Annotated in this window: 26 protein-coding genes; 13 read left to right on the top strand and 13 right to left on the bottom strand. The window is 63.8% G+C overall.

What is annotated here, in order from left to right:
* Nucleotides 1-135: 135 nt before the first annotated feature.
* Nucleotides 136-345, bottom strand: a complete 210-nt coding sequence (locus tag ABE456_RS23215) for a cold-shock protein (RefSeq protein ID WP_003254922.1) — start codon at nucleotides 343-345, stop codon at nucleotides 136-138.
* 328 nt (nucleotides 346-673) lie between these two features.
* On the opposite strand from ABE456_RS23215, the gene dcd reads away from it, so the two are divergent.
* Both dcd and ABE456_RS23205 read left to right on the top strand, forming a co-directional pair.
* Nucleotides 674-1,240, top strand: coding sequence for a dCTP deaminase (gene dcd / locus ABE456_RS23210; protein ID WP_003258001.1), 567 nt, complete (start codon nucleotides 674-676; stop codon nucleotides 1,238-1,240).
* A 94-nt stretch (nucleotides 1,241-1,334) separates the two neighbouring features.
* A complete protein-coding gene (locus tag ABE456_RS23205) occupies nucleotides 1,335-1,562 on the top strand; it encodes a hypothetical protein (protein ID WP_346646020.1) in 228 nt (75 codons plus the stop codon).
* 24 nt (nucleotides 1,563-1,586) lie between these two features.
* On the opposite strand, the gene ABE456_RS23200 is transcribed toward ABE456_RS23205, so the two are convergent.
* The 3 genes from ABE456_RS23200 to ABE456_RS23190 all read right to left on the bottom strand — a co-directional run bounded on the left by ABE456_RS23200 (nucleotide 1,587) and on the right by ABE456_RS23190 (nucleotide 6,800).
* Nucleotides 1,587-2,702 carry a succinylglutamate desuccinylase/aspartoacylase family protein gene (locus ABE456_RS23200; protein WP_346646019.1) on the bottom strand — a complete coding sequence of 372 codons (1,116 nt, stop codon included), beginning with the start codon at nucleotides 2,700-2,702 and terminating at the stop codon, nucleotides 1,587-1,589.
* A 212-nt stretch (nucleotides 2,703-2,914) separates the two neighbouring features.
* Complete coding sequence (locus tag ABE456_RS23195) at nucleotides 2,915-5,356, bottom strand: penicillin acylase family protein (protein ID WP_346646018.1); 2,442 nt, start codon at nucleotides 5,354-5,356, stop codon at nucleotides 2,915-2,917.
* A gap of 85 nt (nucleotides 5,357-5,441) precedes the next feature.
* Nucleotides 5,442-6,800 carry a PLP-dependent aminotransferase family protein gene (locus tag ABE456_RS23190; protein WP_346646017.1) on the bottom strand — a complete coding sequence of 453 codons (1,359 nt, stop codon included), beginning with the start codon at nucleotides 6,798-6,800 and terminating at the stop codon, nucleotides 5,442-5,444.
* Between the two features lie 154 nt (nucleotides 6,801-6,954).
* On the opposite strand from ABE456_RS23190, the gene ABE456_RS23185 reads away from it, so the two are divergent.
* Complete coding sequence (locus ABE456_RS23185) at nucleotides 6,955-8,151, top strand: MFS transporter (protein WP_346646016.1); 1,197 nt, start codon at nucleotides 6,955-6,957, stop codon at nucleotides 8,149-8,151.
* A 74-nt stretch (nucleotides 8,152-8,225) separates the two neighbouring features.
* Here the strand turns inward: ABE456_RS23185 and ABE456_RS23180 are convergent, their stop codons facing one another.
* The 4 genes from ABE456_RS23180 to ABE456_RS23165 are packed head-to-tail and all read right to left on the bottom strand — an operon-like array spanning nucleotide 8,226 to nucleotide 9,889.
* Nucleotides 8,226-8,429 carry an SEC-C metal-binding domain-containing protein gene (locus ABE456_RS23180; RefSeq protein ID WP_346646015.1) on the bottom strand — a complete coding sequence of 68 codons (204 nt, stop codon included), beginning with the start codon at nucleotides 8,427-8,429 and terminating at the stop codon, nucleotides 8,226-8,228.
* A gap of 7 nt (nucleotides 8,430-8,436) precedes the next feature.
* The gene (locus ABE456_RS23175; protein ID WP_346646014.1) at nucleotides 8,437-8,913 is read right to left on the bottom strand and encodes an LEA type 2 family protein; all 477 of its coding nucleotides are present in this window, start codon (nucleotides 8,911-8,913) and stop codon (nucleotides 8,437-8,439) included.
* 2 nt (nucleotides 8,914-8,915) lie between these two features.
* Complete coding sequence (locus tag ABE456_RS23170; RefSeq protein WP_346646013.1) at nucleotides 8,916-9,392, bottom strand: YchJ family protein; 477 nt, start codon at nucleotides 9,390-9,392, stop codon at nucleotides 8,916-8,918.
* Nucleotides 9,393-9,394: 2 nt separating this feature from the next.
* Complete coding sequence (locus tag ABE456_RS23165; RefSeq protein ID WP_346646012.1) at nucleotides 9,395-9,889, bottom strand: DUF6231 family protein; 495 nt, start codon at nucleotides 9,887-9,889, stop codon at nucleotides 9,395-9,397.
* Nucleotides 9,890-10,048: 159 nt separating this feature from the next.
* Between ABE456_RS23165 and ABE456_RS23160 the strand changes: the two genes are divergently transcribed.
* The 4 genes from ABE456_RS23160 (at nucleotide 10,049) to ABE456_RS23145 (ending at nucleotide 12,674) form a co-directional block, all read left to right on the top strand.
* Nucleotides 10,049-10,741, top strand: a complete 693-nt coding sequence (locus tag ABE456_RS23160; RefSeq protein WP_346646011.1) for an OmpA family protein — start codon at nucleotides 10,049-10,051, stop codon at nucleotides 10,739-10,741.
* Nucleotides 10,742-10,830: 89 nt separating this feature from the next.
* The gene (locus ABE456_RS23155) at nucleotides 10,831-11,550 is read left to right on the top strand and encodes an OmpA family protein (protein WP_346646010.1); all 720 of its coding nucleotides are present in this window, start codon (nucleotides 10,831-10,833) and stop codon (nucleotides 11,548-11,550) included.
* A gap of 97 nt (nucleotides 11,551-11,647) precedes the next feature.
* Entirely contained in the window at nucleotides 11,648-11,923 is a 276-nt protein-coding gene (locus ABE456_RS23150; RefSeq protein ID WP_346646009.1) for a DUF1145 domain-containing protein, read from the top strand.
* Complete coding sequence (locus ABE456_RS23145; protein WP_346646008.1) at nucleotides 11,916-12,674, top strand: collagen-like protein; 759 nt, start codon at nucleotides 11,916-11,918, stop codon at nucleotides 12,672-12,674. Before ABE456_RS23150 ends, ABE456_RS23145 begins: the two co-directional genes overlap by 8 nt.
* 67 nt (nucleotides 12,675-12,741) lie before the next feature.
* On the opposite strand, the gene ABE456_RS23140 is transcribed toward ABE456_RS23145, so the two are convergent.
* Nucleotides 12,742-13,206, bottom strand: a complete 465-nt coding sequence (locus ABE456_RS23140; RefSeq protein ID WP_346646007.1) for a CopD family protein — start codon at nucleotides 13,204-13,206, stop codon at nucleotides 12,742-12,744.
* Between the two features lie 98 nt (nucleotides 13,207-13,304).
* Between ABE456_RS23140 and dinG the strand changes: the two genes are divergently transcribed.
* From dinG to pdxH, 5 genes are all read left to right on the top strand, one after another.
* Nucleotides 13,305-15,449, top strand: a complete 2,145-nt coding sequence (gene dinG, locus ABE456_RS23135) for an ATP-dependent DNA helicase DinG (RefSeq protein WP_346646006.1) — start codon at nucleotides 13,305-13,307, stop codon at nucleotides 15,447-15,449.
* Between the two features lie 79 nt (nucleotides 15,450-15,528).
* Entirely contained in the window at nucleotides 15,529-17,763 is a 2,235-nt protein-coding gene (locus ABE456_RS23130) for a beta-galactosidase (RefSeq protein ID WP_346646005.1), read from the top strand.
* A 144-nt stretch (nucleotides 17,764-17,907) separates the two neighbouring features.
* Nucleotides 17,908-19,053: a serine hydrolase domain-containing protein gene (locus tag ABE456_RS23125; protein WP_346646004.1), complete on the top strand. Its 1,146-nt coding sequence runs from the start codon at nucleotides 17,908-17,910 to the stop codon at nucleotides 19,051-19,053.
* A 100-nt stretch (nucleotides 19,054-19,153) separates the two neighbouring features.
* Nucleotides 19,154-20,125 (top strand): OmpA family protein, encoded by a 972-nt coding sequence (locus ABE456_RS23120; RefSeq protein ID WP_346646003.1) that lies wholly within the window; start codon nucleotides 19,154-19,156, stop codon nucleotides 20,123-20,125.
* Nucleotides 20,126-20,143: 18 nt separating this feature from the next.
* Nucleotides 20,144-20,791, top strand: coding sequence for a pyridoxamine 5'-phosphate oxidase (pdxH, locus tag ABE456_RS23115; protein ID WP_346646002.1), 648 nt, complete (start codon nucleotides 20,144-20,146; stop codon nucleotides 20,789-20,791).
* Between the two features lie 141 nt (nucleotides 20,792-20,932).
* On the opposite strand, the gene ABE456_RS23110 is transcribed toward pdxH, so the two are convergent.
* Entirely contained in the window at nucleotides 20,933-21,166 is a 234-nt protein-coding gene (locus ABE456_RS23110) for a hypothetical protein (RefSeq protein WP_346646001.1), read from the bottom strand.
* Between the two features lie 147 nt (nucleotides 21,167-21,313).
* On the opposite strand from ABE456_RS23110, the gene ABE456_RS23105 reads away from it, so the two are divergent.
* On the top strand, nucleotides 21,314-21,778 hold the full coding sequence (locus ABE456_RS23105) for a glycine zipper 2TM domain-containing protein (protein WP_346646000.1): 465 nt from the start codon (nucleotides 21,314-21,316) through the stop codon (nucleotides 21,776-21,778).
* A gap of 69 nt (nucleotides 21,779-21,847) precedes the next feature.
* On the opposite strand, the gene nhaA is transcribed toward ABE456_RS23105, so the two are convergent.
* The 3 genes from nhaA to ABE456_RS23090 form a co-directional block, all read right to left on the bottom strand.
* A complete protein-coding gene (nhaA, locus tag ABE456_RS23100) occupies nucleotides 21,848-23,023 on the bottom strand; it encodes a Na+/H+ antiporter NhaA (protein WP_346645999.1) in 1,176 nt (391 codons plus the stop codon).
* Between the two features lie 251 nt (nucleotides 23,024-23,274).
* Nucleotides 23,275-24,882 carry an NAD(P)/FAD-dependent oxidoreductase gene (locus ABE456_RS23095; RefSeq protein WP_346645998.1) on the bottom strand — a complete coding sequence of 536 codons (1,608 nt, stop codon included), beginning with the start codon at nucleotides 24,880-24,882 and terminating at the stop codon, nucleotides 23,275-23,277.
* Nucleotides 24,883-24,985: 103 nt separating this feature from the next.
* Nucleotides 24,986-25,660: a hypothetical protein gene (locus tag ABE456_RS23090; RefSeq protein WP_346645997.1), complete on the bottom strand. Its 675-nt coding sequence runs from the start codon at nucleotides 25,658-25,660 to the stop codon at nucleotides 24,986-24,988.
* Between the last annotated feature and the right edge of the window lie 165 nt (nucleotides 25,661-25,825).

The following is a 25,825-nucleotide window of genomic DNA, read 5'->3' as shown; positions in this document are numbered from 1 at the left end:
CCAATCTTGTGTTCTAATTCCGCGCCGGGCTCTGGGCCCCCCCCCCCCCCCACCCCCGCCACTCGATCTTTCAGTCAGGCATAAAAAAACCCGCCAGAAGGCGGGTTTTTTTGAAAGCTAAAAAGCTAGATCGACTTAGGCGATCTGAACTTCTTCAGCCTGCATGCCTTTCTGGCCGCGGGTAGCGACGAAAGTAACAGCCTGGCCTTCTTTCAGGGTTTTGAAGCCGTCAGCTTGGATGGCTTTGAAGTGCACGAACAGGTCGTCGCCCGACTGAGGGGTGATGAAGCCGTAGCCTTTCTCATCGTTGAACCACTTAACAACACCGGATTGACGGTTGGACATTTTTCTGTCTCCTTGGACAATTTGATAACGGTCAGGAAAAACCCTGGCCGGGACTGAGCGCAAAGAGAGCAGAAAATTCAGCGATGGGCCGATCAGGATCGTGCATCAAACTAGAGATTCTCGGTGTCACGTGCAGCACAGTGGCGCCACCTTACCCCACTTTCCACGAGCTGCCAATGGTCTGTGAACGCTTTACGCAAATTCGGATCGGCGGCGGCTGCAGCCCCCGTCCGGCGCGGGATGAGGCAGTGGAACTTTAACCCGGGCGCCGGGACCGGTAATATGCGCGTCTGGATTTTCCCCTCGCAACTCTTCAGGACACCCCGCCATGAGCATCAAATCGGACAAGTGGATTCGCCGCATGGCGCAGGAACACGGCATGATCGAACCGTTCGTCGAGCGCCAGGTGCGCGGCGAGCAGGACAGCCGGGTGATCTCCTTCGGCGTCTCCAGCTACGGCTACGACGTGCGTTGCGCCGACGAATTCAAGGTGTTCACCAACATCAACTCGGCCACTGTCGACCCGAAAAACTTCGATGCCGGCAGCTTCGTCGACATCAAGAGCGACGTGTGCATCATCCCGCCAAACTCTTTCGCCCTGGCGCGCACCGTCGAGTATTTCCGCATCCCGCGTGACGTGCTGACCATCTGCCTGGGCAAGAGCACCTACGCCCGTTGCGGCATCATCGTCAACGTCACCCCGCTCGAGCCCGAGTGGGAAGGCCATGTGACGCTGGAGTTCTCCAACACCACCACGCTGCCGGCGAAGATCTACGCCAACGAAGGCGTGGCACAGATGTTGTTCCTGCAGTCCGACGAAGAATGCGAAGTGTCGTACAAAGACCGTGGCGGCAAGTACCAAGGCCAGCGCGGCGTCACCCTGCCGCGTACCTGAACCGACAGGCGCGGGGAATTCCCCGTGCTATTGGCACTCCAACGGAGTAACGTCGGTGTACATGATGTGCACCGGCTTTCGCCAGGAGCAGCCAATGAAACTCCACCCCGCAATCAGTGCCAAGCTGGCAGGCCTGCAGCCCAATCACGTCGGGTTGTTGCCCTGGTCACTGCTGGCGCACCCGCAACCGCTGCAAGCAGGGGGCGTGCCGCACCAGCCAGACCCTGATACCCCGCAGCCACCAGACCCCGGTGAAGCGCCACCCATGGAGCCGGGCGAGCCAACCTTGCCTGACGAGCCACCACCTGCGCCCGTGGCCTGATTGCCGCCCCAGCGGCGTGCCTGATCAGTTACCCAGCAAGTAGCCGCTGCGGCATAACTGTTCGCCAGCGACATGGGCGATGACCATGCCGGCGGTGGCCATGCGCCGTACGCTGCGTGCATACAGCAGCCCGGGTTGGCTGTTATGCACGGCGGTTACCCGGTCGCTGAGCGGGTCGATGACTTCGGCAATCAACTGGCCTGCCTCAAGGTGCTGGCCAGGTTTGGCGTGGTACACCAGCAGCCCACCCAGTGGTGTAACCACCGGCTCGACGGCGGCCAGCGGTGTGGCCGGGCAGCGCAAGGCGGGCAGGGTAGCAGCGGTGCCTTCGATAACGCCAGCGTGGATCAGGAAGTCGAGGATTGCCTGGCAGTCCTGGCTGGCCAGGTCATGGCTGACATCGGCCTGGCCACGCAGCTCGACGGTGACCGAACAGCAGCCCAGCGGGATCGGGAAGCGCTTGCCGAAACGTTGCTGCAATTGCCACCAGACCAAGCTGAAACATTCATCGAACGACTGCCCGCCCGAGTCGGTGGCCAGCAGGCTGGCCTGAGCCCCCAGGTAGCGGGCCAGCGGCTCGATCTGCGGCCAGGCGTCGGGTGTGGTGTATAAGTGCTCGACCGCTTCGAAGTCGCAGTGCAGGTCCAGCACCATGTCGGCATCGCAGGCCAGGCGTTGCAGGATCAGGCGCTGGGCCTGCAGTGGCGTGCGCGCGGGGTGTGCGTCCAGCCCCCGGCGCAGGTACTCACGGATCAGCGCAATGTTGTGCGCCGGGTCCTGGGTCAGGTGCTCTTCGATCTGGTCGCCGATGCTGTCCGACAGGTCGACGAAGTTGCGGTTGAAGTTCTCGCCGCTTTGCAGTTCGAAACGCCCCAGTGGCGCGTCCAGCAGCACCTGCTCCAGGCCGACCGGGTTGGCCACCGGCACCAGGATGATCTCGCGTTGCAGGCGCCCTTGCTGCTCCAGCTCGCCCAGCCGGCGCTTCAGGTGCCAGGCCACCAGCATGCCTGGCAGCTCGTCGGCATGCAGCGAGGCCTGGATATAGACTTTGCCGCCACCGCGGGGGCCGAAGTGAAAGCTGTGCAGTTGGCGGGTAATGCCCGGAACGGGTGAAAGCAGGTCGTGGGTTGAATGGTGCATGGTGGTCCTGGCTGCGTGGCGAATGCGGTCTGCGACACGGGTCGGCACAGAGATAGAAGCATAGATTTGTCGGGTGTGCCTCATTGCAGGCTTGTTAAACCTGCACTGGCCCTGTGGGCGCGGGCGTGCCTGCGAACACCGGCGCAGCCGGTGCCAGGCACCGTGTCGCCTGCTTCGCGGGCACGCCCGTTCGCACAGGGATCACCCCGCTATTATTTACCAGGCACCAAGGTCAAGCGCTGGTTGCCATACGCACGCCCGAAGTTCTGCTGCTGCAGCGGCATGCTCATGAAGCGCCCTTTGAGCCATGCATCCAGCCCGTCACTGTAATGCGCACTGGCCGGGTTGCCAGACTGGCCGCTGCTGGTCAGCACCTGCAACGGTTCGGCCTGGCCGAAATCAACGATCATCCGCGCCGAGGCTGGCAGGTGTGTGTCGAAGTCGCTGCCCCAGGCGTACGGCGTCAGGGCCAGGGTAGTGAAGTCGCCGCCTGCGGCCAGCGGCGAACGGCCAATGGCATCGCCAAGGCCATGGTAGGCCGGTGCCGGCCAACGGTACTGGTGCAGCTTGCCCCACTGCCAGGCGCGGCGGTCGGCACCCAGTTGTGCGGTACCGGCATCCACTGCGCCCGCCAGGCTGCGAGCGAGGATAGCTGGCTTGTCTTCCTTCTGCGGGGTACTGCGGTCATCCCAGAACGGGCTGTCGTCGCGGCCCAGCAGGTGATCGGCCTGCGCCGAGAACGACAAACGCGAATTTTTGACGAACGCCTGCCAGGCTGGGCCGGATTCCGGGCCCAGGTCATCGAGGAAGGTCTGCCGTGCCACTTCCTGGAGAAACAGTTCGTACAGCGCAGCATCTGCCGACACCGGGCTCAGGCGGCCGTCAAAGGCTTTGAGCCGGGCCAGTGTATCGCGGGCCTTGTCGCGCTGTGCTGCGGGCAGGGCATCAATCGCCTGTTTGAGCGGCTGGGCCATGCCGGGTGCGTCGAACATCTGCTTGAGCTTGTCGGCCAGCAGGGTCACCTGATCGTTCTGCAGGGCCATCAGGCTGCGGCTGTCGTGGCGGCCATTGCCGGCCAGCTGGGCCAGGCGCTCGGCGCGCTCGGGGTAATACCATGTGCTGGACAGTTGCATGCCATAGCCGCGTGGCAGGCTGCGCTGGTTGGCATGGCCGATCCAGCCGGCGGGTGGGTCCTGGTCGTAGGGGTGCAGCATCGGGTCAGCATAGCCATCCCAGTCATAGCGCCCTTCCCAGCCCGGCGAAGGCAGCAGCCCTTGGCCTTCGCGGCGATTTGGGTAGCGACCACTGACTTGCCAGCCGATATGCTCGGGTTCAGCGAACACGAAGTTCAGAGCAGCGGCTGTCACTTCACGGGTGCTGTCGAACGCCCGCTCCACGTTGCTGGCCCGGGTCAGGTTGAACAGCGCATCCAGGCTGCGGTCGCCCTTGAACTGCGGCAGGTTCAGCGCCAGGCCGAGGCTGGCATTGTCTGGCTGGGCCAGCAGGGTGCCGTGGCGGGTGTCGTACATCACTTCGCGCAGCGGCCGCTGGCCACGGACAAAGAAGGTTTCGCTGCGGGCGCGGGCCGGCAGCCATTTGCCGTCGGCCAGATAGCTCAGCTGGCTGCCCTGGCGGCGCAGTTGCTCCAGGTACAGGTCCTGGTTGTCGGCCATGACTGCGCTGCTGCTCCAGGCCAGCTTGCCGTTATAGCCGGCCAGCACGATCGGCAGGCCGGGCAACGACAGGCCGGCAACCTGGTACTTGCCGGTGTGGATCTGCACCGGGCTCAGGGCCCAGATGGCGCGGCTGTCGCTGGCCAAAAGGCTCTTGCCGCTGCGGCTGCGCTGCGGGGCCAGCGCCAGGTTGGCCGAGCCTGGGCTGCCGAGCAGGTCGAGGTCGGCCAGCTTCTGGCTGGCAGCTGCCAGGGCGGGCAGCCCCGGCAACTGGCTGGCCAGGTTCAGGCCCTTGAGCTTGTCCACTTCGCTTTCTGCCAGCGGCTCGTCCGGGGCCCCAGGCAGCAGCCAGGCCAGCTTGTCGCTGCCGGCTTTCTGCGCCAGGGTCAGGGCGCTCAGCTCCTCCTGCAGGTTTACCGACTGGCTGAAGGCATACAGGCTGAAGATCAGCGCCGAGTCTTCAGGCTTCCAGTATTCCGGGCGATAGCCGCTGTTGGCCAGGCCGGCGGGTAGCTTGTCGCGGTAGCGGAACAGGTAAGCGTTGACCCCGCGAGCATACACTTCGAAGAAGCGCTTGAGCCGTGGCGATGCGTCGGCGTACTGCTGGGCGGCACTCTGCTTGAGGTTGGCGGCGCGCATCAGGCGGTCGATGTCCAGCGCTTCGCTGCCAGCCAGTTCGGCCAGGCGGCCCTGGGCAAGCAGGCGCATGGCGACCATCTGTTCGATACGGTCGCCGGCGTGCACATAACCCAGGCTGAACAGCGCGTCATGGAAGCTGCTGCTTTCGATCAGCGGCGCGCCCATTGCGTTGCGCCGCACCGAGACGTTCTGTGCCAGCCCCTTGAGCGGCTGCACGCCGCTGGTCGGTGGCACGCTGTCCTGGTAGCCGCCCGTCTGGCAGCCGGCCAGCCCGAGCATGCCGAGCAGCGTGGCAGCGGTTGCGAACCGCAGGCGGAAGGGAGGAAAGGCGGGGGCGGCCATGACAAGGGCTCCTGCAAGGCGAGGCTGGTTTGGAAAGGCGCTAAGGTAGTAAGCGCGCAGGCGCCATGCAAGGTCCCCCGGCGCTTTATTTGCCGGCACCGGCACAAACCTTGAAATGCTCGGCCACGGCGTCGGAAAAGTGCGTGCAATTGATGCGCGCAAAGCGTTGGTAGTCACGGCTGACCGCGAACGCCGAGCCCGGCATCAACAGCACCTTGTGCTGTTCCAGTCTGTGCATGAAAGGTTGCAGGTCTGCCAGGTCGGGGTGGTAGACCCACAGGAACATGCCACCTTGCGGTGTTATATCGAACTGCCAGCCACGCGCCAGCAACAAGCGCTGGGTTTGCGCCTGCTGGCGGATCAGGCGCTGCTGCACGTCATTCATGTGCCGGGCATAGGTGCCATCGGAGAGGATGGTGTTGACGAAGCGTTCGCAAAACGCCGGGACGGCCACGCAGGTCAACAACTTCAGGCGTGTCAGCGGCTCTATCAGGTCTGTCGAGCAGGCGATGTAGCCCACCCGCAATGATGCGGACAGGCATTTGGAGAAGCTGCCGATATAGATGACCCGCTCAAGGTTATCCAGTTCGGCAAAGGTCTGGCGCACGCCTGGGCTGAAGTCGCCGTAGACATCATCTTCGACCACGAAGAAGTCATGCTCCACCGCCAGGCGCAAGACACTGAAAGCATTGTGCGGGCTCAGGTTGCCGCCGGTCGGGTTGTGGAACGTGCTGTTGCAGAAGAATGCCCTGACCTTGTGTTTGGCCAGGTGGTTTTTCATGTCCGCCACGTCCGGCCCGTCCTGGGTACGGCGGACCCCGACCACATGGCCGCCGGCCAGCTGGATCAGCTTGATCAGGTTGCCATTGCCGGGCTCGTCGACGAACACATGATCGCCTGGCTTGATCAGCAACCGCGCCACCAGGTCCAGTGCTTGCGTGGCGCCCAGCGTGGTCAGCAACTGCTGCGGCCGGGCATCGACACGGGTCAGGCGTTTCAGGTGCACGCACAACTGCGTGCGCATGGGCAGGTAGCCCTGGATATCGCCATATTCAGCCAGCGAACTCTGTTCCAGCCGCGCCGTGCGCCGAATAGCCTTGGCCAGCAGCTCGGTGTCACGCCAGGCGGGCGGCAGCCAACCGCTGCCCAGTTTGGTGTAGTGCTGGCCACCCTGCAGCAGTTTGAACAGTGGGTCGCCGGCCATTGCGCTAGGGGCATCCAGCGGAGCTGCCTGCCGGGTGTGGCTGGCTACGAAATAGCCGCGACCGGGGACTGCCGTCAGCACGCCCTCGCTGACCAGCCGGGCATAGCTGGAGACAACGTCGTGGTAACTGCAGGCGCCCGTTGCAGTCAGCTTGCGGATCGACGGCATGCGCTGCCCGGGTAGCCATTCGCCGGCTTCAAGGCGCTGTTTCAACTGGTCATGAAGGCTTTGCGGGCGCATGTCGGTTCCAGCAGCTGTTAGAAAAATTAGCCTAACAGTTAAGCAGAAAGTGCGTCGACTGTTCGCGTTTCAGGGCGCGGCAGATGCCACCATGCACCTGTCGGCACTTTTCGCGATACCGAATCGACCCGTCCACCTACCGTGAGCACACGCCATGACCAGCACACTTCCGCGGCGCACGTACCTGTATTTCACTGCGCAGTCGATCAACCTGACCACTGCCGTGATGTCCGTGACCATGGCGGCGATCGTCGGGGCGGCACTGGCGCCTGCCGCCACGTGGTCCACGGTACCCTATGGTTTCCAGTTTCTCTGCCTGATGCTGGCCACCTACCCGGTCTCCAGGCTGATGAGCCGTATTGGCCGCAAACGCGCGTTCATGCTGGGCTCGATACCGTTGGCAGTGTCCGGCATCACGGGCTATCTAGCCGTGCAGTACCAGCACTTCCCGACCCTGGTCATCAGCCATTCGGCATTGGGCATCTATATTGCGTTCGCCAACTTCAACCGCTTTGCCGCCACCGATAACCTGGCCCAAAACCTGAAACCCAAAGCGCTATCCCTGGTCGTGGCAGGCGGGGTGATCGCTGCCGTGGTCGGGCCAGCCCTTACCGAGTGGCTGCGCGACATTGGCGGGTATCCGCTGTTTTCGCTGTGTTACGCCGCGTTTGTCGGCTTGGCGGCAATGTCCTTGCTGATAGCTGCATGCCTTCCCAGCGATGCCGCAAAGGCAAGCCATGAACGTGCGGCAAGGGCGGCCGGCGCGGCCTCGGAGCCGCTGAGCCCGGTAGTGGTCGTAGCCATGGCGGTTGCCGCGCTGGGCTACGGGATCATGAACTTGCTGATGATTCAGGCGTCGATGCACATGAAACACATGCATGAGGACTTTTCCGATGTGCGCCTGGCGATCCAGTGGCATGTGGTTGCCATGTTCGCACCGTCGTTCTTTACCGGTGCCATCATCCACAAACTAGGGGTAAGAACCACCATCTGCGCAGGTCTGGGCCTGTTGATCGGTTGCACGGCGATGAACATGTGGTCGCACAGCTACGCGATGATGACCCTGTCGCTGATAGCCCTTGGCCTTGGCTGGAACCTGACTTACGTGGGGGGCGGGGCACTGTTGGCGCAAGCACTGCAAAGCAGCCCGGCAGCGATGCAGATGCAGGGCAAGAACGATCTGGCCATTGCGGTTTTCGCCACGGTAGGTGCGTTCAGCCCATCCCTGTTGCTGGGTACGGTTGGCTGGGACGGTACCAATGCCATTTGCATGGCCCTGTGCTTCGTGCTGTTGCTGGCTACCGCTGGGCTGCTGCAGCGCAAGGTAGCAGGGCCTGCCGGGGCCAACTAGCCGAGGTGGCCCGCCACCGGCTCACAGCGAGGCCCTGCGAGGCCCCTGTGCGGGCCGCGCAGGTGGCGCTCAGATCAGGCGCCGTGGCACTTCTTGAACTTCTTCTGGCTACCGCACGGGCATGGGTCGTTACGGCCAACGTCCTTCAGGGCGTTGCGTACCGGCTCCTGGTGGCCGTGGTTGCAGTGCGGGCCGTGTACATGGCCATGGCCATGATCGTGCTGGTGATCATGATCGTGGTTGCAGTCTGGGCCATGAACGTGGGGTTGTTGGGACATTGCAGGGTTACTCCAGTTTGTGATCGCCGGGGATTATCTCACCACTGCGCGACAAGTGCAGGTCCCGATGGAAGAGTAGCCCGGTCGCCAGCTCGCCCTGCAAGGTGTAATGCAGCGGTTGCTCGCTTTTCAGCAACTTGGCCAGTGGCTTGAGGTGCTGCCACAGGTTGGTCCGCGCGGTGATCTTGAAGGTACGTCGGGCATGCCCACCCACGCTGCGCCATACGCTGGTTTCATCCTGTACCAACAGCAGGTCGTTGAGGCGTACCGCATACGACAGGTTGCGGATGAACAGGCGGCTGTCATTGGGGTTGTCGACCCGCAGGTGCAACACGAACTCCTGTTCCAGCAACCTGGCCTTGACCGTCTCGACTTTGACCAGGCGCACCTCGGGTTCGCGCCAATCGTCACCGCCCCAGCTGGCGCAGCCCGCCAGCCAAGCCATCAGGGTGCCGAGCAGCAGCAGGCGGGCGCGGGCAATCATGTTCAGCTACCCACGTAACTGGCGCAGCATTTCTTGAACTTCTGCCCGCTGGCGCAGGGGCAGGGGTCGTTGCGTCCGGCCTTCAGCCCCACCGTGGGGTCGATGAAGTACCAGCGCCCGGCATGCTGGACGAACGCCGAGCGTTCGCGGTGCTGGTGATCACCCTCCTGGTCGTGCCAGCGTGCGGTGAAGGTGACAAACCCGTGTTCTGGTTGGCCGCCCAGCACTTCTGCGCTCTCCACCTCCAGGCCCAGCCAGGTGCTCTGGGCGCTCCAGGCGGCCATGGCGGCGCGGTCCAGGCCGGCTTGCTGAGCCGGCAGGGTGGTGGCTACCAGGTAGTCGACCAGGCCCAGCACATAGGCACTGTAGCGTGAGCGCATCAGCGTCTGGGCATCGGGTGCCGGGGTGCCGGCATGGTAGTGCCCGCAGCAGGCATCGAGCAGGTTGCCACTGCCACAAGGGCAGACCGAGACACTCATCATCACCACCAGTACTTGCCGAAGTTTTGAGGGTTGGCCCAGAACTTGGCGTTAAGCCAGTCCGGGACCTGCTTGTAATCATGTAGATCATAGGTGAACAGCCTCAAAACCTGCTGGTCACGGCGGAATTTCTCGCTGGCCGACAGCGCCAGGGCGAAAAAGTCGGTGTCCTGCCAGCCGCAGGCGGCCAGGTCGGCCAGCACGGCGACCCGGCTGGCATTGAGGTTGCGAATGCCGCCGAGCAGTTCCAGGCCAGTGCGCTTGGGCAGGTGTTCGAGGCAGTCCACCAGTACCGCCAGATCAAAACGCTGGGCTGCCAGTTCGGCCGGCAGCGGGCCAGGGGCGGCAGTGGCGATGGTTACCTGTGGGTGCGCCTGGACGAAGGCGTCCAGCGCCGGAAAGCGCGTGCCCACCAGCAGCAGGCGTTGCGGGGTGAAGCGCTCTAGCAGGGCCGCCAGAGCCTGCTGCGGGGTGCGTTGGGAGAAACCTTCGGTCATTGCCATTCCTCATTGAAGTCGTCCAAGACTAGCGGGCCGCAGCGTGCGGGCAAAGAGGCATGTGGCCGCGTCGTGGCTTATTGCTGGCAGGGATGGAATGCGCGGTCTTTACTGCCATTGATCGGCCTTATGCCGATTCCCCCTTGGAGATGCAATGAAATGAGCATAGTACGCACAGCGTTACCCCTGGTACTGCTCACCAGTGTGTTGACTGGTTGTGCAGGTTTGCAAAAAACCGACTGGCCGAAATGTGCCGCCGTCGGGGGTGTAGGCGGCGCAGCCCTAGGCGCCATCGAGAGTTCCACCTGGGCTGGCTGGGGCGCGTTGCTGGGTGGTGGCCTGGCGGCGGGCTATTGCTGGGCCCATGGCGATGGTGACGAGGATGGCGACGGCGTGCCGGACAGCCGTGACAAGTGCCCGGGCACCCCGCGCGGCGTGCAGGTCGACGCCAACGGCTGCCCGCCGCAACCGGCTGCGGTAGTCGAGGAAGTAGTGGTACAGAAGGAAGAAGTCATCGTCATCCGCGACGTGCACTTCGAGTTTGATTCTGCGCGCCTGACCGCCAGCGACAAAGAGCGCCTGAATACCATTGCCACGCGTCTGAAACAGGAGGCGCCATCTGCCCGCCTGAGCGTCAGCGGTCATACCGACAGCGTCGGCTCCGACAGCTACAACCAGAAACTGTCCGAACGCCGTGCCCACTCGGTGACCGAATACCTGATCGAAAGCGGTGTGCCGCGCAGCAACTTCGTTTCGGTGGTCGGTGCTGGTGAAACCCAGCCTGTTGCGGATAACGCCACGGCCGAAGGGCGTTCCATGAACCGCCGTACCGAGATCAAGATCCAGCGGTAATACGGCGTGCGCCCGTGCCTTGAGCAGTGGCGCGGGTGCGCCTTCATGCCGGTCAGCCGTTAGTGGCCAATGACACAGGAGCATTCAGCATGAGTGTGACGTCGAAGGCGGCACTGCCGCTGCTGGTGGCTGCCAGCCTGCTTGCGGGCTGTGCCACTCACAGCGATGGCAGCGCGCCCCTCAACCAAAGGACATGGCCTATCTGCAGTTTGCTGGGCGGCCTGGCTGGTGGCGGTCTGGGCGCCATCGAAAGTTCAACCTGGGCTGCTGCTGGCGGCGCTTTTGGCGCCGTCGCCGGGGGCCTGATCTGTTACGCCCAGGATGGTGACGAAGATGGCGACGGTATTTTCGACCGCCGCGACTATTGCCCCGATACCCCTGCCAACACCCCGGTCGACCATATGGGCTGCCCGTTGAAGCAGTACCCCGCGCCACCCCCCGCCACTGAAGCTGAACTCACGCCAGAGGTGATTATCCTGGATGACAACGGCGCGGTAATGTTCGCCTTCGATTCCGCCGAGCTGACCCCGGCGGCCCAGCAGCGCCTGCAAGGCCTGGTAGCGAAACTCAATGCGCCGACGGTGGCCAAGGTAAGCGTGGTCGGGCATACCGACAATGTGGGCTCCGACAGCTATAACCAGGCGCTTTCCGAGCGCCGTGCCAGCAGTGTCGCCGAGTTCCTTATCAGCCAGGGCCTGGAGCCGGGCAAGGTCACCAGCCAGGGGCGTGGTGAAAGCGAACCTGTCACCGACAACGAAAGCGAAGAGGGCCGCACGCGCAACCGACGGGTGGAGCTGCACCTTAACTGAGCGGTGCTGGCGCCTGCCTTGGCATTGCAGTTAATGTTGCTTGCACGGCCCGCTCGAACGGGCCGTCTCGACATAACAACAATCAATAGGGGCGGGTATGAAGTTCATCCTGGGCCTGGGCAAGGTCCTGACGGTCGCTTTCTGGGGTGTGGTGTTGTTCAATCAGTTGATGCCACAACCTTTGCCTTTCAATCTGCTGATCAACGCCACCGGTATCGCCTTGCTGGCACTGCACCTGCTCGAGGTGCTGTTCTTCAACCGCAGCTTGCGCGGTCGCAGCCACCGCTGGTTTGACCGTCTGCAGATACTCTTGACGGGCATCTTCCATGTCATGTCCATTCCCCGTGCGCAGGAGGCGCCGCGCAATGCGTAATCTGATGTTGCTGGCCATATTGGCCGCTCCCCTGGCCCAGGCCGAAAGCCTGGTGGTCGCCAGCAATTCCATGCTGCGCCTGCCCGACAAGTCAGCCAGCGTGCATCTTCAGCACCTGCGTGTCGCTGATGCGGCAACCCTGCTGCTGCCCGCCACGCTTGCAGAATTGAAGGTTGACCAGTTGGAGCTAGGGCGTGATGCGCGTATCGCCATTGCACCTTCCGATAACCCGTTGCTGATCGAGGCGCGTAGCGCGAGGTTGGCTGAGGGCAGCGAATTCAGTGCACCGGGGGCCGCAGGCTCCTACCAACGGGCAGCCCGCTCGGGGCGCAGCCTGGACCTGAAACTGGTTGAAGTGGATGCCGAGCGGGTGGCGATCGATGCCCGCGGTGGCGCCGGCGCGCCGGGTTACGTGGGGCTCGATGGTGCCAACGGCCAGGCCGGTGGTTGCACCTGGGGCCAGGCCAGCCGCGGTGCCAATGGTGATGACGGTGGCAACGGGCACGATGGCGCACCGGGCGGGCGTATTCGCCTGAGCTTGCCGCAGGGCTTCCCGCAGGAGCGCATCGTGGTGCGCCTGGACGGCGGCGCACCGGGCAAGGCCGGGGCGGCAGGCAAGGCAGGGAAAGGCGGGGCGAGCAAGGGCTGCCTGGTGTACCGCACTGCCTCCGGGGCCAATGGCCAGCCGGGGCAGCCGGGCCAGCCTGGCTTGGCGGGGGCAGCGGGCGAACTGATCCTGCAGCGTCTCTGAGCCTCACTGCGATCCCTTGTAGGAGCACCCCGGCAAGGCCGCTCCTACAAGGGCCGCGTAAAGCCTGTCAGATCATCAGGCGCGAGCTGGCCGCTGCGACCACGGCCAGCCCCAGCAGCAGGTTGATACCGACCATCCGCCGAATCCGCCCCAGCACTGCCGCACCCGCCGGCCAGTCCTCGGCCTGTACCGCTGCCTTCAATTCCGGCAGCAGCAACGCCTGAATGCGCATGAACAAGGCAAACATGGCGATCCCTCCACCGATCATAACCTGCACGTACTTAGGCGCGGTCTCGAAACCGCTGAAGCGCATGTGCAACATGCCGATACCACTTATCGCCAAAACGGCCACGGCCAGCCAGACCCAGCCGAAGAAGCGTCGGAAAACTTCCACCCACAAGCGCAGCCGCGCAGGCCCTTCAAGGGCTGCAACCGTTGCCGGGCGCAGCACCAGCCAGGCGAAGAACATGCCGCCGACCCATACCAGGGCGGCCAGAACATGCAGTGTGTAGGGCAGGGCAAAGGCGAGCATCCGGATCTCCATGCGGCACAAAGGGCAATAGCGGGGTATGATAGCCGCCCCATGCGAAACACTGAAAATATATCCAGCCCTCCGGGCGCCTGCAGACCATGATCAGCAACGAACTCAAAGCCACCATCCAGGGCGCCTACTCGCGTTTTCTCGAAGCCAAGAGCCTCAAGCCGCGCTATGGCCAGCGCCTGATGATCGCCGAAGTGGCCAAGGTACTTGGCGACATCGCCTGCGACGATGAAGGCCGCCGTGCCGGCGAGCCTGCCGTGGTGGCGGTGGAGGCGGGCACCGGTACCGGCAAGACGGTAGCCTACAGCCTAGCTGCCATTCCAGCCGCCAAGGCCGCCGGCAAGCGCCTGGTGATCGCCACCGCGACCGTGGCCCTGCAGGAGCAGATTGTCTTCAAGGACCTGCCCGACCTGATGCGCAGCAGCGGGCTCAACTTCAGCTTCGCCCTCGCCAAGGGCCGTGGCCGCTACCTGTGCCTGTCCAAGCTCGACATCCTGCTGCAGGAGGGCCACGCCCAGTCGGCCACCGCCCAGCTGTTCGAGGAAGAAGGCTTCCACATCGAAGTCGACGAGCGCAGCCAGAAGCTGTTCAACAGCATGATCGAGAAGCTTGCCGGCAACCGCTGGGACGGTGACCGCGACAGCTGGCCCGAAGCCCTGGAAGACCAGGATTGGGCACGCCTGACCACCGACCACAGCCAGTGCACCGGCCGCCACTGCCCGAACTTCCAGCAGTGCGTGTTCTACAAGGCGCGCGAAGGCATGGGCAAGGTCGACGTGATCGTCACCAACCACGACATGGTCCTGGCCGACCTGGCCCTGGGCGGTGGTGCGGTGTTGCCCGACCCGCGCGAAACCATGTATGTGTTCGACGAAGGCCACCACCTGCCAGACAAGGCCATCGGCCATTTCGCCCACTATTCGCGCCTGCGCTCCACGGCCGACTGGCTGGAACAGACCGCCAAGAACCTGACCAAGCTGTTGGCCCAGCACCCGTTGCCCGGCGACCTGGGCAAGTACATCGAGCAGGTGCCCGAGTTGGCGCGGGAAGTGCGTACCCAGCAGCAGTTCATGTTTACCCTGTGCGAACAGGTTGCCGACTTCCGCCCCAGCGAGGACACCGAAGGGCGCGAGCGCCCGCGCTACCGCTTTGAGGGTGGCGTGGTGCCAGAGCAGATCCGTGAAGTGGGCATCGAATTGAAGAAGGGCTTTGCCCGCCTCAACGACCTGTTCACCCGCCTGGCCGACCTGCTCAAGGAAGGCATGGACGGCGAGGTCGACATCGGTATCGCCAGCCACCAGGCCGAGGAGTGGTACCCACTGTTCGGCAGCCTGGTCACCCGTGCCCAGGGCAATTGGGAGCTGTGGACGGCCTTTACCGCCGAAGACCCGGAAGACAGCCCGCCCATGGCCCGCTGGCTGACCTTGGCCGAAAGCGGCGCGCTGTTCGATATCGAAGTCAACGCCAGCCCCATCCTGGCCGCCGAAATGCTCCGCCGCAGCTTGTGGAGCGTGGCTCATGGTGCGCTGGTAACCTCGGCGACGCTGACCGCGCTGGGCAAGTTCGACCGCTTCCGCATGCGCTCGGGTTTGCCGCGTGATGCGGTCACCTGCGTGGTGCCCAGCCCGTTCGTGCATGGCGATGCCGGCCTGCTGCGGGTCCCTGACCTCAAGGCCGACCCACGCGATGCGGCGGCGCACACCGCAGCGATCATTCGCGAGCTGCCAAACATCGTCGAAGATGCCCGCGGCGCACTGGTGTTGTTCTCCTCGCGCAAGCAGATGCAGGACGTGTTCGACGGCCTGGACCGTGACTGGCGCAAGCTGGTGCTGATCCAGGGCAACCTGTCCAAGCAGGAAACCCTCAACAAGCACAAGGCGCGGGTCGACGATGGCCAGCACAGTGTGCTGTTCGGCCTGGCCAGCTTTGCCGAAGGTGTCGACCTGCCTGGTGCGTACTGCGAGCACGTGGTCATCGCCAAGATACCTTTCTCCGTGCCCGACGACCCAGTCGAAGCGGCGTTGTCAGAGTGGATCGAGGCCCGTGGCGGCAACCCGTTCATGGAAATTGCCGTACCCGACGCCTCGCTGAAGCTGATCCAGGCCTGCGGCCGCCTGCTGCGTACCGAGCAGGATCGCGGCGTCATCACCTTGCTCGACCGGCGCCTGGTCACCCAGCGCTACGGCAAGGCTATTCTCAATGCGCTGCCGCCGTTCCGGCGGGAGATTTCCTGACCGCCGGAGCACTTGCTCCGGCGCGTTGTCCATTACTCAGTCGTGGGCCATGACGGCCCTGAAAGAGAGCCCCAGCCTTATGGTCCGCCGTACCCTGCCCGCCGTTTTCGCCTTGTTGTTCAGCTCGCCTTTGCTGGCTGGGCAGCAGACGCTGTTCAGCTTCGTGCGCCCGGCCTCGGTGGTCAACGTGGCGACTGAGGATGCCAACATGCCGCAATACAACGCGGAGCAGACGGCCGAGGGCGAGGTATTGCGGCGGGTGGTGTTCAACCCAGCCCAGCGGCCGACCCTGCGCCTTAGCCCGCAAGGCGGGGTGTGGGACTGGTCCGCCGGGCAGTTCCTGACCTTGCGCCTGCAAAGTGCCATGGACTGGGCGCTGACCGTGGATGTCGCGGTACAGGGCAGTGATGGCCGTACGCTGACCAGCCGCATCGACCTACCGGCCGGCCCGGCACAAACCGTGATGATACCGCTGACGGCCAGCTCGCCACTGAGCCAGGGCATGCGCGCCGGCCCGCCGATGCCCTGGAATCATGGCGGCCAGCGCTTGCTGCTGACCAGCAGCGTCGGCGCGGTCGACCTCACGCAGGTGGCCTCGGTCAGCCTGAGCATCCCCAACCCCAAGGTGGCGCAGAACCTGCTGATCGAACGGGTGGGCATCCAGGATGACGACCAGGCCTACCAGGCGGCCTACCACGAACTGATCGATGCCTATGGCCAGTCGTCGCGCGGCAATTGGCCCGAGAAGGTTGCCAATGACGAGCAGCTAAAGGCGGCCGATACCCGTGAACAGCAACAGCTCAAGGGCTGGCTGGCAGAGCGTGGCAAGCAGCAACTGGACGCTTATGGCGGCCTGCTGGCCGGCCAGGCATTCGAGGCCAAGGGTTTTTTCCGCACCGAAAAGCGCGACGGCCGCTGGTATCTGGTAACGCCGGACGGGCACCCGTTCTATTCCCTGGGGGTGAATGCCGTGGCCGCCGATGGTGGGCGCACCTACGTCGCTGGGCGGGAGGGCATGTTCAAGGCCTTGCCGGGCGAAGGCGATGCACTGGCCGCGTTCTATGGTGAGGGCAACAATGACGATGGCAATGCTTCGTCACAAGGGCGCAACTTCAAGCAGGGCCGCTGGTTCGACTTCTATGCGGCCAACGTGCAGCGCACCTATGGCAAACCTTGCCCGCCCGCGTCAGAGGGGCAACCTGCAAACTGTCCACCACTGGTGCTGGACGCTGCCCGCTGGCAGGCACACGCGCTCGACCGCCTGCAGGCCTGGGGCTTCAACACGGTCGGCAACTGGAGCGAGTTGGCCCTGGGCCAGGCCAGGCGCATGCCGTACACCTTGCCGCTGTCGATCGTGGGTGATTACGCCAGCATCAGCACCGGCATGGACTGGTGGGGCAGCATGCCCGACCCGTTCGACCCGCGTTTTGCCATGGCCACCGAACGTGCGGTGGCGATTGCCGCCCGCGACCACCGGGATGACCCTTGGCTGATCGGCTATTTCGCCGACAACGAGTTGGCTTGGGCCGCCCCCGGTAGCGACCCCAAGGCCCGTTACGGCCTAGCCTACGGCACCCTGCGCCTGACTACCGATGTGCCGGCCAAGCGCGCCTTCCTCAAGCAGTTGCGCGACAAGTACCGCAACCAGGAGGGGCTGTCCAAGGCCTGGGGCATTGAACTGGCTGCCTGGGAGCTGATGGAAGACCCCGGTTTCGAGGCGCCGTTGCCCAACCCGGAGCACCCGGAAATCGAGCGTGATTACCAGCACTTCCAGCAGGTGTTCGCCGAGACCTATTTCAAGACCATTGCCGATTCGTTGAAGTGGCATGCGCCCAATCACCTGCTGCTCGGCGGCCGTTATGCCGTCAGCACGCCGGAGGCGGTCAAGGCCTGTGCCGAATACTGTGATGTGCTCAGCTTCAACTTCTACACCCTCAAGCCGCAGGACGGCTACGACTTCGCGCGCCTGGCCGAGCTGGACAAGCCGGTGCTGGTGTCCGAGTTCCAGTTCGGCTCACGTGATCGCGGGCCGTTCTGGCCAGGGCCACTGGAAGTGGCGCGGGAAGAAGACCGCGGCCCGGCCTACGGCAACTTCCTCAAGGCGGCCCTGGCGCAACCGATGATCGTTGGCGCGCACTGGTTCCAGTACCTCGACCAGCCGGCCAGCGGTCGCCTGCTTGATGGCGAGAACGGTCACCTGGGGCTGGTGGCGATCACTGATATGCCGTACTCGGGGTTTGTCGATGCGGTGCGCAAGAGCAACTTGCAGGTCATGGCCCAGCTGCGCACCGAACTGGAAAAACCGGCGCCCTAAGCTCCGCTGTACGCGCTCTTACAGGGATTGCGTTCGCAATGGGTACCATCCATCGCCACCACCCAGCCCAAGCCAGTTTGCAAAACGCCAAACTACTGAAACAATGCACACCTTTTTTGGATATGGTCGTACGGAGAGCAGCGGGTGCAGATCCAGGGTCACTATGAGCTGAAGTTCGAAGCGGTGCGCGAAGCCTTTGCTGCGCTGTTCGAAGATCCCCAGGAGCGTGGCGCGGCGCTGTGCATCCAGGTGGGCGGCGAAACCGTCGTCGACCTGTGGGCCGGCAGTGCCGACAAGGACGGCCAGCAGGCCTGGCACAGCGACACCATCGCCAACCTGTTCTCCTGCACCAAGACCTTCACTGCCGTCACCGCCCTGCAGCTGGTCGGTGAGGGCAAGCTGGCCCTCGACACCCCGGTGGCCAATTACTGGCCCGAGTTCGCCCAAGCCGGTAAACAGTCGATCACCCTGCGCCAGCTGCTCAGCCACCGCGCCGGGCTGCCGGCTATCCGTGAGCTGCTGCCCGCCGAAGCCCTGTATGACTGGCAGGCCATGGTCGATACCCTGGCGGCCGAAACGCCGTGGTGGGCACCCGGTAGCGAACATGGCTATGCCGCCATCACCTATGGCTGGCTGATCGGCGAACTTATCCGCCGCGCCGACGGCCGTGGCCCCGGGGATTCGATCGTGGCCCGCACCGCCCGCCCGTTGGGCTTGGACTTCCATGTTGGCCTGGCAGATGAAGAGTTCCACCGCGTGGCGCATATCGCCCGCGGCAAGGGTAACCCCGGGGATGCTGCTGCGCAGCGCTTGCTACAGGTGACCATGCGCGAGCCCGAGGCACTGTCGACCCGTGCCTTTACCAATCCGCCAGCGATTCTGACCAGCACCAACAAGCCCGAATGGCGGCGTATGCAGCAGCCAGCGGCTAATGGCCATGGCAATGCACGCAGCCTGGCCGGCTTCTATGCCGGGTTACTGGACGGCAGCCTGCTGGAGTCCGAACTGCTCGACGAGTTGACCCGCGAGCACAGCCTCGGCCAGGATCGCACCTTGCTCACCCAGACCCGTTTCGGCCTGGGCTGCATGCTCGACCAGCCCGATGTGGCCAATGCCACCTTTGGCCTCGGCGCCCGCGCCTTCGGCCACCCTGGTGCCGGCGGCTCCGTCGGCTTTGCCGACCCGGAGTACGATGTGGCCTTCGGTTTTGTGGTCAATACCCTAGGCCCTTATGTTCTGATGGACCCTCGCGCCCAGAAGCTGGTACGTGTCCTTGGCAGTTGCCTTTGATCGGGTAGCGCGAGTATTGCTTCACCCCTTTGATTATTCTGACTGTCAACATCTGAAAGGGTGTTGGCAAAATTTATTTCTATTTCATGGTGTATCGCTGATGTCTTCACATAAAACCTTAGCACTCGCCCTGTGCCTGACCGCCGTTACCGGCTGCGCCAGCCACAACTCGGGAGGCGCCAAGGAAGGCAGCTCCAGCTGGTGGCCTTTCGGTTCGGACAAGGTTGCCGAACAGGAAGTGAAGGCAGCTGTAAGCGAAAAAGTGGCAAAGGCCGAAGCCAAGCCTGAAAGCACCAGTCACTGGTGGTGGCCGTTTGGCGGTGACGACAAGCAAGCCAAGGGGCCGGTCGTGCCGAAGATCGACCAGAAGGCCACCCAGGCCTGGCTGGACGAGTACGAGCCCAAGCTGCGCGAAGCGATCAAGGACAGCAAGCTGGAGCTGGAGCGCCGCGACAACGTGCTGGCGGTGACCATCCCGGTGGACAGCTCGTACAACCCTGACCGCCCCAACATGCTGCTGCCAATGACCCTTGGCCCGATCACTCGCGTGGCCAAGACCGTCGAAGGCGATACCAAGACTGCCGTGCTGGTGCTCGGCCATGCTGACAGCAGCGGTGTTGCTGCTGCCAACCAGAAGCTCAGCCTGGAGCGCGCGGCTTCGGTGTCGGCCATCTTCCGCCTCAGCGGCCTGCAGCGTGACCGCTTGACCCTCAAAGGCATGGGCTCGGAAATGCCGCGCGCCGCCAACGACAGCGCCGAGGGCCGTGCCCTGAACCGCCGTGTGGAAATGCTGCTGACGCCACAGAACACCATGGTCGCACTGCTTGCCAAATACCAGCAAGTTGCTCCGGCACGGGCGCCGATGGTAGCGATGCAGGATGCCAAGGCGCCTGCCGCCAAGGTGGCCGACAGCAAGCCGGCTACCAAGGCCGTAGCGAAAAAACCTGCGGCCAAGGCCAAGGCACCTGCCAAGACCACCGCCAAGAAAAAGGCCGCGCCGGCCAAGCCCGTCGCCAAGAAAGCTACTGTTGACAAGAAAGTAGCTGCCACCAGCCCTGCGAAGACCAACTGATCGTCAAGGAACGCAGCAATGACCCAAACCCTGGCCGATATGCGCCGCGACTACACCCGCGATGGCCTGGCTGAAGCCCAGGCCCCGGGGGAGCCGTTCGCCTTGTTCCACCAATGGTTTGCCGATGCGGTGAAAACCGAGCAGGTGCCGGTGGAAGCCAACGCCATGACCTTGGCCACTGTGGACGGCGAAGGCCGCCCGCATTGCCGTGTGTTGTTGCTGAAGGGGCTCGATGAGCATGGTTTTACCTTCTTCACCAACTATGACAGTGCCAAGGGCCAGCAACTGCAGGCCAACCCGTTTGCTGCCATGACCTTCTTCTGGCCGGCGCTGGAGCGCCAGGTGCGCATTGAAGGGCGGGTGGAAAAGGTCACGGCGCAGGAATCCGACGCCTACTACCAGGTGCGCCCACTGGGCAGCCGCCTGGGGGCCTGGGCTTCGCCGCAAAGCCAGGTGATTGCCGGGCGTGAGGAGCTGGAGGGCCTGGTCAAGGCTACCGAAGCGCGTTTTTCCGATACCCAGCCGCATTGCCCGGAGCATTGGGGTGGCTACCGGTTGCTGCCTGAGCGTATCGAGTTCTGGCAAGGGCGGGCGAGCCGCTTGCATGACCGCTTGAACTACCGGTTGGTCGATGGGCAATGGCTGCGGGAGCGGCTGGCGCCTTGATATCCTGGGGCGGCTGCGCAGCCCATCGCGACACAAGGCCGCTCCTACAGGAGATCGCAACCCCTGCAACTGGTGCGATCCCTCTGTAGGAGCGGCCTTGCGTCGCGATAGGGCCGCAAAGCGGCCCCAAAATCTACCCAGCTACCCCGTATACCCCGCCGCCTCCCGCTCCAGCCACCCCGCCAGTTCCTTGCGTTTCACCTTTTCCACCCGCGCCTGCTCCAGCCTCTGCAGCATGTACGCGCGCTTTCCAGGGTCCACCCCAGCTATCGACAACGCCAGGTCACGGTCCATCCAGCGGCGCATGCGCACATACAGCCACCAGTGGAAATACAGCCCTGCAACGGTGGTGACCACGACGATGAAGTAATCCATGGTTATCCTTGGTCTGACTTGAAAGGCTCTGGGCACAGCCGCGCAGGCTGTACCCAGGCTGAATGAAAACAATTTTATTACGTCTGTACCGTGACAGCCGTCAAAGCACAGCGTCTAATATGCACCTGACTTATGGAGACCTTACCCATGCGTAAATCCGCTTTGCTGGTGGCGACCTTTACCACCATGTCGCTGTTGCTGGGGGGCTGTGCCTCGAGCCTGACCGGTGACAGCTACTCCCGTGATGAGGCCCGCCGCGTGCAAACCGTACGCATGGGCACCATCGAATCGCTGCGCCCGGTCAAGATCGAAGGGACCAAGACCCCGATCGGCGGTGGCGCTGGCGCCATCGTCGGTGGCGTTGCCGGCAGTGCCGTGGGTGGTGGTCGTGGCAGCGTCGTTGCCGCCGTGATCGGTGCCGTTGCTGGTGGCCTGGCCGGCTCCGCTGCCGAAGAAGGCCTGACCCGCACCCAGGGCGTCGAAATCACCGTGCGTGAAGACGACGGCAGCATGCGTGCCTATGTGCAGGCCGTACAGCAGAACGAAATCTTCCGCGTTGGCGACCGTGTGCGCATCATGACCGTCGACGGCACCAGCCGCGTCGCGCACTGACCGTAGCGCAACAAAACAAAACCCCGACATGGCTACTGCCAGTCGGGGTTTTTTCATGCACCAGCCAAATCAAGCTGCGCTGGGTTTGCGGCTGGCCATGGCGGTGACGGCATAGCCGATTACAGCGGCGAAGAATGAACCGGTCAGAATGCCCATGCGGTCCATGCCTGCGTAATCACTGCTACCCGGTACGAAGGCGAGTGAGCCAACGAACAGGCTCATGGTGAAGCCGATGCCGCAGAGTATCGCGACCCCCAGCAATTGCCCCCAGCCGGCACCGGCTGGCAACGCGGCCAGGCGAAGCTTGACTGCCACCCAGGTCAGGCCGAAAACACCCACGGTCTTGCCTAGCAGCAGGCCGACCGCAATGCCCATGGGTACCGGGTGGGTGAAGCTCTCTACGGTCACGCCAGCCAGTGACACGCCGGCATTGGCGAAGGCGAACAGTGGCAGGATGGCGTAGGCAACCCAAGGGTGCAGAGCGTGTTCAAGGGACAGCAATGGCGAAGTCTCGGCATTGCGTGTGCGTAGCGGAATGCACAGCGCCAGGGCAACGCCGGCCAGGGTGGCATGCACGCCACTCTTGAGCACGCAGACCCACAGGATCAAGCCAATGACCATGTAGGGTCCAAGCTTGACCACGCCCAACCGGTTCATGGCCACCAGCACCACCAGGCAGGCTGCAGCCAGCAGCAGCGATACGCTCGACAGCGTGCCGGAGTAGAACAGGGCAATGACGATGATCGCGCCTAAATCGTCGATGATCGCCAGGGTCATCAGGAACAGCTTCAGTGACACTGGCACGCGCTTGCCCAGCAGGGCCAGTACGCCGAGGGCGAAGGCAATGTCGGTGGCGGTGGGGATTGCCCAGCCGGCCACAGCTGCCGGGTTGTCCCGGTTGATGAACCAGTAGATCAGTGCCGGTATCACCATGCCGCCGATAGCGGCTGTGGCAGGCAGCACAATCTGAGAGGGTTTGGACAGGTGGCCGTCGACCACCTCGCGCTTGACCTCAAGGCCGATGAGCAGGAAGAACAGGGCCATCAGGCCGTCGTTGATCCACAGCAGCAACGGCTTGGCAATATTAAGCGCACCGACCTGGACGGCGACGGGGACGTCGAGCAGGCCGCTGTACAGGTAGGACAGAGGCGAGTTGTTGATGACCAGCGCCAAGACGGCTGCGGCGATCAACAGCAGGCCGCTGGCGGCTTCGAGCTGGAAGAATCGGGTGAACAGGCTACGCACGGGCTATAGGCTCTCCATGAGCAGTTTACGAATGGAACGGGCATACACCCTAGCCTGTGCAGATATGCTTTAAAACAAAAACTATATTCGTTTTTGTTATATGGTGTTACTGGCTAGGCTGGAGGAAGCCTAGATGCAGTTTGGGAAGGGCGGGGGAGGGGAAGTCTGATGTTTGGGTTGGATTTTTCTGATGCTTTTCAGGGCCCTTTCGCGGGTTTACCCGCGAAGAGGCCCTGGCAGGCAATAAAGGCTCAGAGGCCGAGCATATCCCGCGCCACCGCCTCGGCAATGCGAATCCCGTCGACACCCGCCGACAGAATCCCGCCTGCATAACCAGCCCCTTCACCCGCCGGGAACAGCCCCTTGAGGTTCAGGCTCTGGTAATCCTCACCGCGGGTAATCCGCAGTGGCGACGAAGTGCGCGTCTCGATCCCGGTCAATACCGCATCATGCAGGTTGTAGCCCTTGATCTGCCGGTCGAACGCCGGTAGCGCCTCGCGGATCGCCTCGATGGCGAAGTCCGGCAGGCTTGGCGCCAGGTCGCCCAGGGTCACGCCTGGCTTGTAGGACGGCTCGACACTGCCCAGCGCGGTCGATGGCCGGCCAGCAACGAAGTCGCCCACCAGCTGCGCCGGTGCCTGGTAGTTGCTGCCGCCCATCACGTAGGCATGGGCCTCCAGGCGCTCCTGCAGTTCGATGCCGGCCAGCGGGCCGCCCGGGTAGTCGCGCTCGGGGTCGATGCCGACGACGATGCCGGAGTTGGCGTTGCGCTCGTTACGCGAGTACTGGCTCATGCCGTTGGTCACCACCCGGCCCGGCTCGCTGGTGGCGGCGACCACGGTGCCGCCCGGGCACATGCAGAAGCTGTACACCGAACGGCCGTTCTTGGCGTGGTACACCAGCTTGTAATCGGCGGCACCGAGTTTCGGGTGGCCGGCGTACTTGCCCAGGCGCGCCTTGTCGATCAGGGTTTGCGGGTGCTCGATACGGAAGCCTACCGAGAACGGCTTGGCTTCCATGAACACGCCCTTGGCGTGCAGCATGCGGAAGGTGTCACGGGCACTGTGGCCCAGGGCCAGGATTACATGGCGCGAGTGCAGCTGCTCGCCGCTCTCCAGCACCACGCCGGTCAACTGGCCATCGTCGATCAGCAGGTCGGTGACCTTCTCCTGAAAGCGCACTTCGGCACCGAGGGCAATCATGTCCTGGCGCATCTGTTCAACCATGCCGGTGAGGCGGAAGGTTCCGATGTGCGGCTTGTTGATGTAGAGGATCTCGTCTGGCGCCCCCGCCTTGACGAACTCTTCAAGCACTTTGCGGCCGTGGTGCTGCGGGTCCTTGATCTGGCTGTACAGCTTGCCGTCAGAGAAGGTACCGGCGCCGCCTTCGCCGAACTGCACGTTGGACTCGGGGTCGAGCACGCTCTTGCGCCACAGCCCCCAGGTGTCCTTGGTGCGCTGGCGCACTTCCTTGCCACGTTCGAGGATGATCGGCTTGAAGCCCATCTGTGCCAGCAACAGGCCGGCGAAGATGCCGCACGGGCCGAAGCCGACCACGATCGGGCGCTCCTGCAGGCCTGCAGGGGCCTGGCCAACGAACTTGTAGGTTACGTCCGGTGCCGGGCCGATGTTGCGATCGTCGGCGAACTTGGCAAGCAGTTCGGCTTCGTTGCTGGCTTCCAGGTCGATGGTGTAGATGAACAGCAGTTCGCTGTTCTTCTTGCGCGCATCGTAGCTGCGCTTGAACAGGTTGAAGCTGAGCAGTTGCTCGTCGCGGATGCCCAGGCGCTGGACGATGGCATCACGCAGGGCTTCGTCGGGATGGTCCAGGGGCAGCTTCAGTTCGTTGATTCGTAGCATGGCAGGGTCCAGTATCCCGGCCATGGGCGGCCGGCGGCTTTACACAAACCGCCAAGTATAAGCTGTTCGCCGCCCCGACTGGCAGGATAAAAGCGCCCGGTGATCAGTTGTCGCGTGCGCCGCCGTAGTAACCGCAGCCCTTCAGGGTCTTGCCATCGACGTGCAGCTCGGCGCGCAGGTGATGGATGGCGCCGGTGGCGCTGTCCACGCAGCGTTGCGGCGCGACCCACAGTTCCACGTGCTGGCCGTTGGCTTCGCTGGTCAGGGTCAGGCCGCCGCCGGGTACTTCTTCTTCAAGGAAGGGCAGCGGCAGGGGCTCCTGGCCAACGCGGTTGAGGACCATGCCCTTGCCGCTGGCCTTGATGTCCCAGTCCGGCTCGTGGCCGTTGGCGCGCAGGGTCAGTTGCTTGAAGTTGGGGTCTTCACAGGCGCGGGTGGAGGGCTCCAGGCGATACAGGCGGCGTACTTCCAGCTGGCCGTCGTTGTTGGCCTGCTTGCTACCGGTAAGGCGGCCACGGACGTCGGCGAACAGTTTGTCGTTGGCGTCCTTGGCGAGGTTGGCCGCCTCTTGCAGGATGCCGGTGGCGGCGACGTCGTTGATCACGAAGGTGCGGTTTTCGCCGCAGGGTTTGAACAGCAGCTGGCCACCGGCGGCGCGCAGCTCGCCCTGCATGCGCGTGGTGCCGATGTTCGGGTCGCTAGGGGTGTCAGCCATTAGCTGGCAGCCGGCGAACACGGGCAGCAGGGCAGTGAGCAGCAGGGTGGGGGTGAGGCGCATGATAGGGCGGGCTCCGGGATCTTTGCCAAAGAGCTGGCCACGTTACTCAGGCTGGCGACGGATCTCAAGTTAATGGTTGCCAGTGCCGGCCCTTTCGCGGGTAAACCCGCTCCCACAGGTACGGCGCCAGATTCAAGCATGGTGCTATCCCTGTGGGAGCGGGTT

It is taken from the genome of Pseudomonas sp. TWI929, assembly GCF_039673335.1.
Taxonomy (GTDB): Bacteria; Pseudomonadota; Gammaproteobacteria; order Pseudomonadales; family Pseudomonadaceae; genus Aquipseudomonas.
This window is presented reverse-complemented; position numbering and strand designations above follow the sequence as displayed.

What these genes read in the sequence shown, in the direction of transcription:
- ABE456_RS23215 (WP_003254922.1), bottom strand. Translation starts at nt 345, where the DNA reads ATGTCCAACCGTCAATCCGGTGTTGTTAAGTGGTTCAACGATGAGAAA.
- dcd (WP_003258001.1), top strand. Translation starts at nt 674, where the DNA reads ATGAGCATCAAATCGGACAAGTGGATTCGCCGCATGGCGCAGGAACAC.
- ABE456_RS23205 (WP_346646020.1), top strand. Translation starts at nt 1,335, where the DNA reads ATGAAACTCCACCCCGCAATCAGTGCCAAGCTGGCAGGCCTGCAGCCC.
- ABE456_RS23200 (WP_346646019.1), bottom strand. Translation starts at nt 2,702, where the DNA reads ATGCACCATTCAACCCACGACCTGCTTTCACCCGTTCCGGGCATTACC.
- ABE456_RS23195 (WP_346646018.1), bottom strand. Translation starts at nt 5,356, where the DNA reads ATGGCCGCCCCCGCCTTTCCTCCCTTCCGCCTGCGGTTCGCAACCGCT.
- ABE456_RS23190 (WP_346646017.1), bottom strand. Translation starts at nt 6,800, where the DNA reads ATGCGCCCGCAAAGCCTTCATGACCAGTTGAAACAGCGCCTTGAAGCC.
- ABE456_RS23185 (WP_346646016.1), top strand. Translation starts at nt 6,955, where the DNA reads ATGACCAGCACACTTCCGCGGCGCACGTACCTGTATTTCACTGCGCAG.
- ABE456_RS23180 (WP_346646015.1), bottom strand. Translation starts at nt 8,429, where the DNA reads ATGTCCCAACAACCCCACGTTCATGGCCCAGACTGCAACCACGATCAT.
- ABE456_RS23175 (WP_346646014.1), bottom strand. Translation starts at nt 8,913, where the DNA reads ATGATTGCCCGCGCCCGCCTGCTGCTGCTCGGCACCCTGATGGCTTGG.
- ABE456_RS23170 (WP_346646013.1), bottom strand. Translation starts at nt 9,392, where the DNA reads ATGAGTGTCTCGGTCTGCCCTTGTGGCAGTGGCAACCTGCTCGATGCC.
- ABE456_RS23165 (WP_346646012.1), bottom strand. Translation starts at nt 9,889, where the DNA reads ATGACCGAAGGTTTCTCCCAACGCACCCCGCAGCAGGCTCTGGCGGCC.
- ABE456_RS23160 (WP_346646011.1), top strand. Translation starts at nt 10,049, where the DNA reads ATGAGCATAGTACGCACAGCGTTACCCCTGGTACTGCTCACCAGTGTG.
- ABE456_RS23155 (WP_346646010.1), top strand. Translation starts at nt 10,831, where the DNA reads ATGAGTGTGACGTCGAAGGCGGCACTGCCGCTGCTGGTGGCTGCCAGC.
- ABE456_RS23150 (WP_346646009.1), top strand. Translation starts at nt 11,648, where the DNA reads ATGAAGTTCATCCTGGGCCTGGGCAAGGTCCTGACGGTCGCTTTCTGG.
- ABE456_RS23145 (WP_346646008.1), top strand. Translation starts at nt 11,916, where the DNA reads ATGCGTAATCTGATGTTGCTGGCCATATTGGCCGCTCCCCTGGCCCAG.
- ABE456_RS23140 (WP_346646007.1), bottom strand. Translation starts at nt 13,206, where the DNA reads ATGCTCGCCTTTGCCCTGCCCTACACACTGCATGTTCTGGCCGCCCTG.
- dinG (WP_346646006.1), top strand. Translation starts at nt 13,305, where the DNA reads ATGATCAGCAACGAACTCAAAGCCACCATCCAGGGCGCCTACTCGCGT.
- ABE456_RS23130 (WP_346646005.1), top strand. Translation starts at nt 15,529, where the DNA reads ATGGTCCGCCGTACCCTGCCCGCCGTTTTCGCCTTGTTGTTCAGCTCG.
- ABE456_RS23120 (WP_346646003.1), top strand. Translation starts at nt 19,154, where the DNA reads ATGTCTTCACATAAAACCTTAGCACTCGCCCTGTGCCTGACCGCCGTT.
- pdxH (WP_346646002.1), top strand. Translation starts at nt 20,144, where the DNA reads ATGACCCAAACCCTGGCCGATATGCGCCGCGACTACACCCGCGATGGC.
- ABE456_RS23110 (WP_346646001.1), bottom strand. Translation starts at nt 21,166, where the DNA reads ATGGATTACTTCATCGTCGTGGTCACCACCGTTGCAGGGCTGTATTTC.
- ABE456_RS23105 (WP_346646000.1), top strand. Translation starts at nt 21,314, where the DNA reads ATGCGTAAATCCGCTTTGCTGGTGGCGACCTTTACCACCATGTCGCTG.
- ABE456_RS23095 (WP_346645998.1), bottom strand. Translation starts at nt 24,882, where the DNA reads ATGCTACGAATCAACGAACTGAAGCTGCCCCTGGACCATCCCGACGAA.
- ABE456_RS23090 (WP_346645997.1), bottom strand. Translation starts at nt 25,660, where the DNA reads ATGCGCCTCACCCCCACCCTGCTGCTCACTGCCCTGCTGCCCGTGTTC.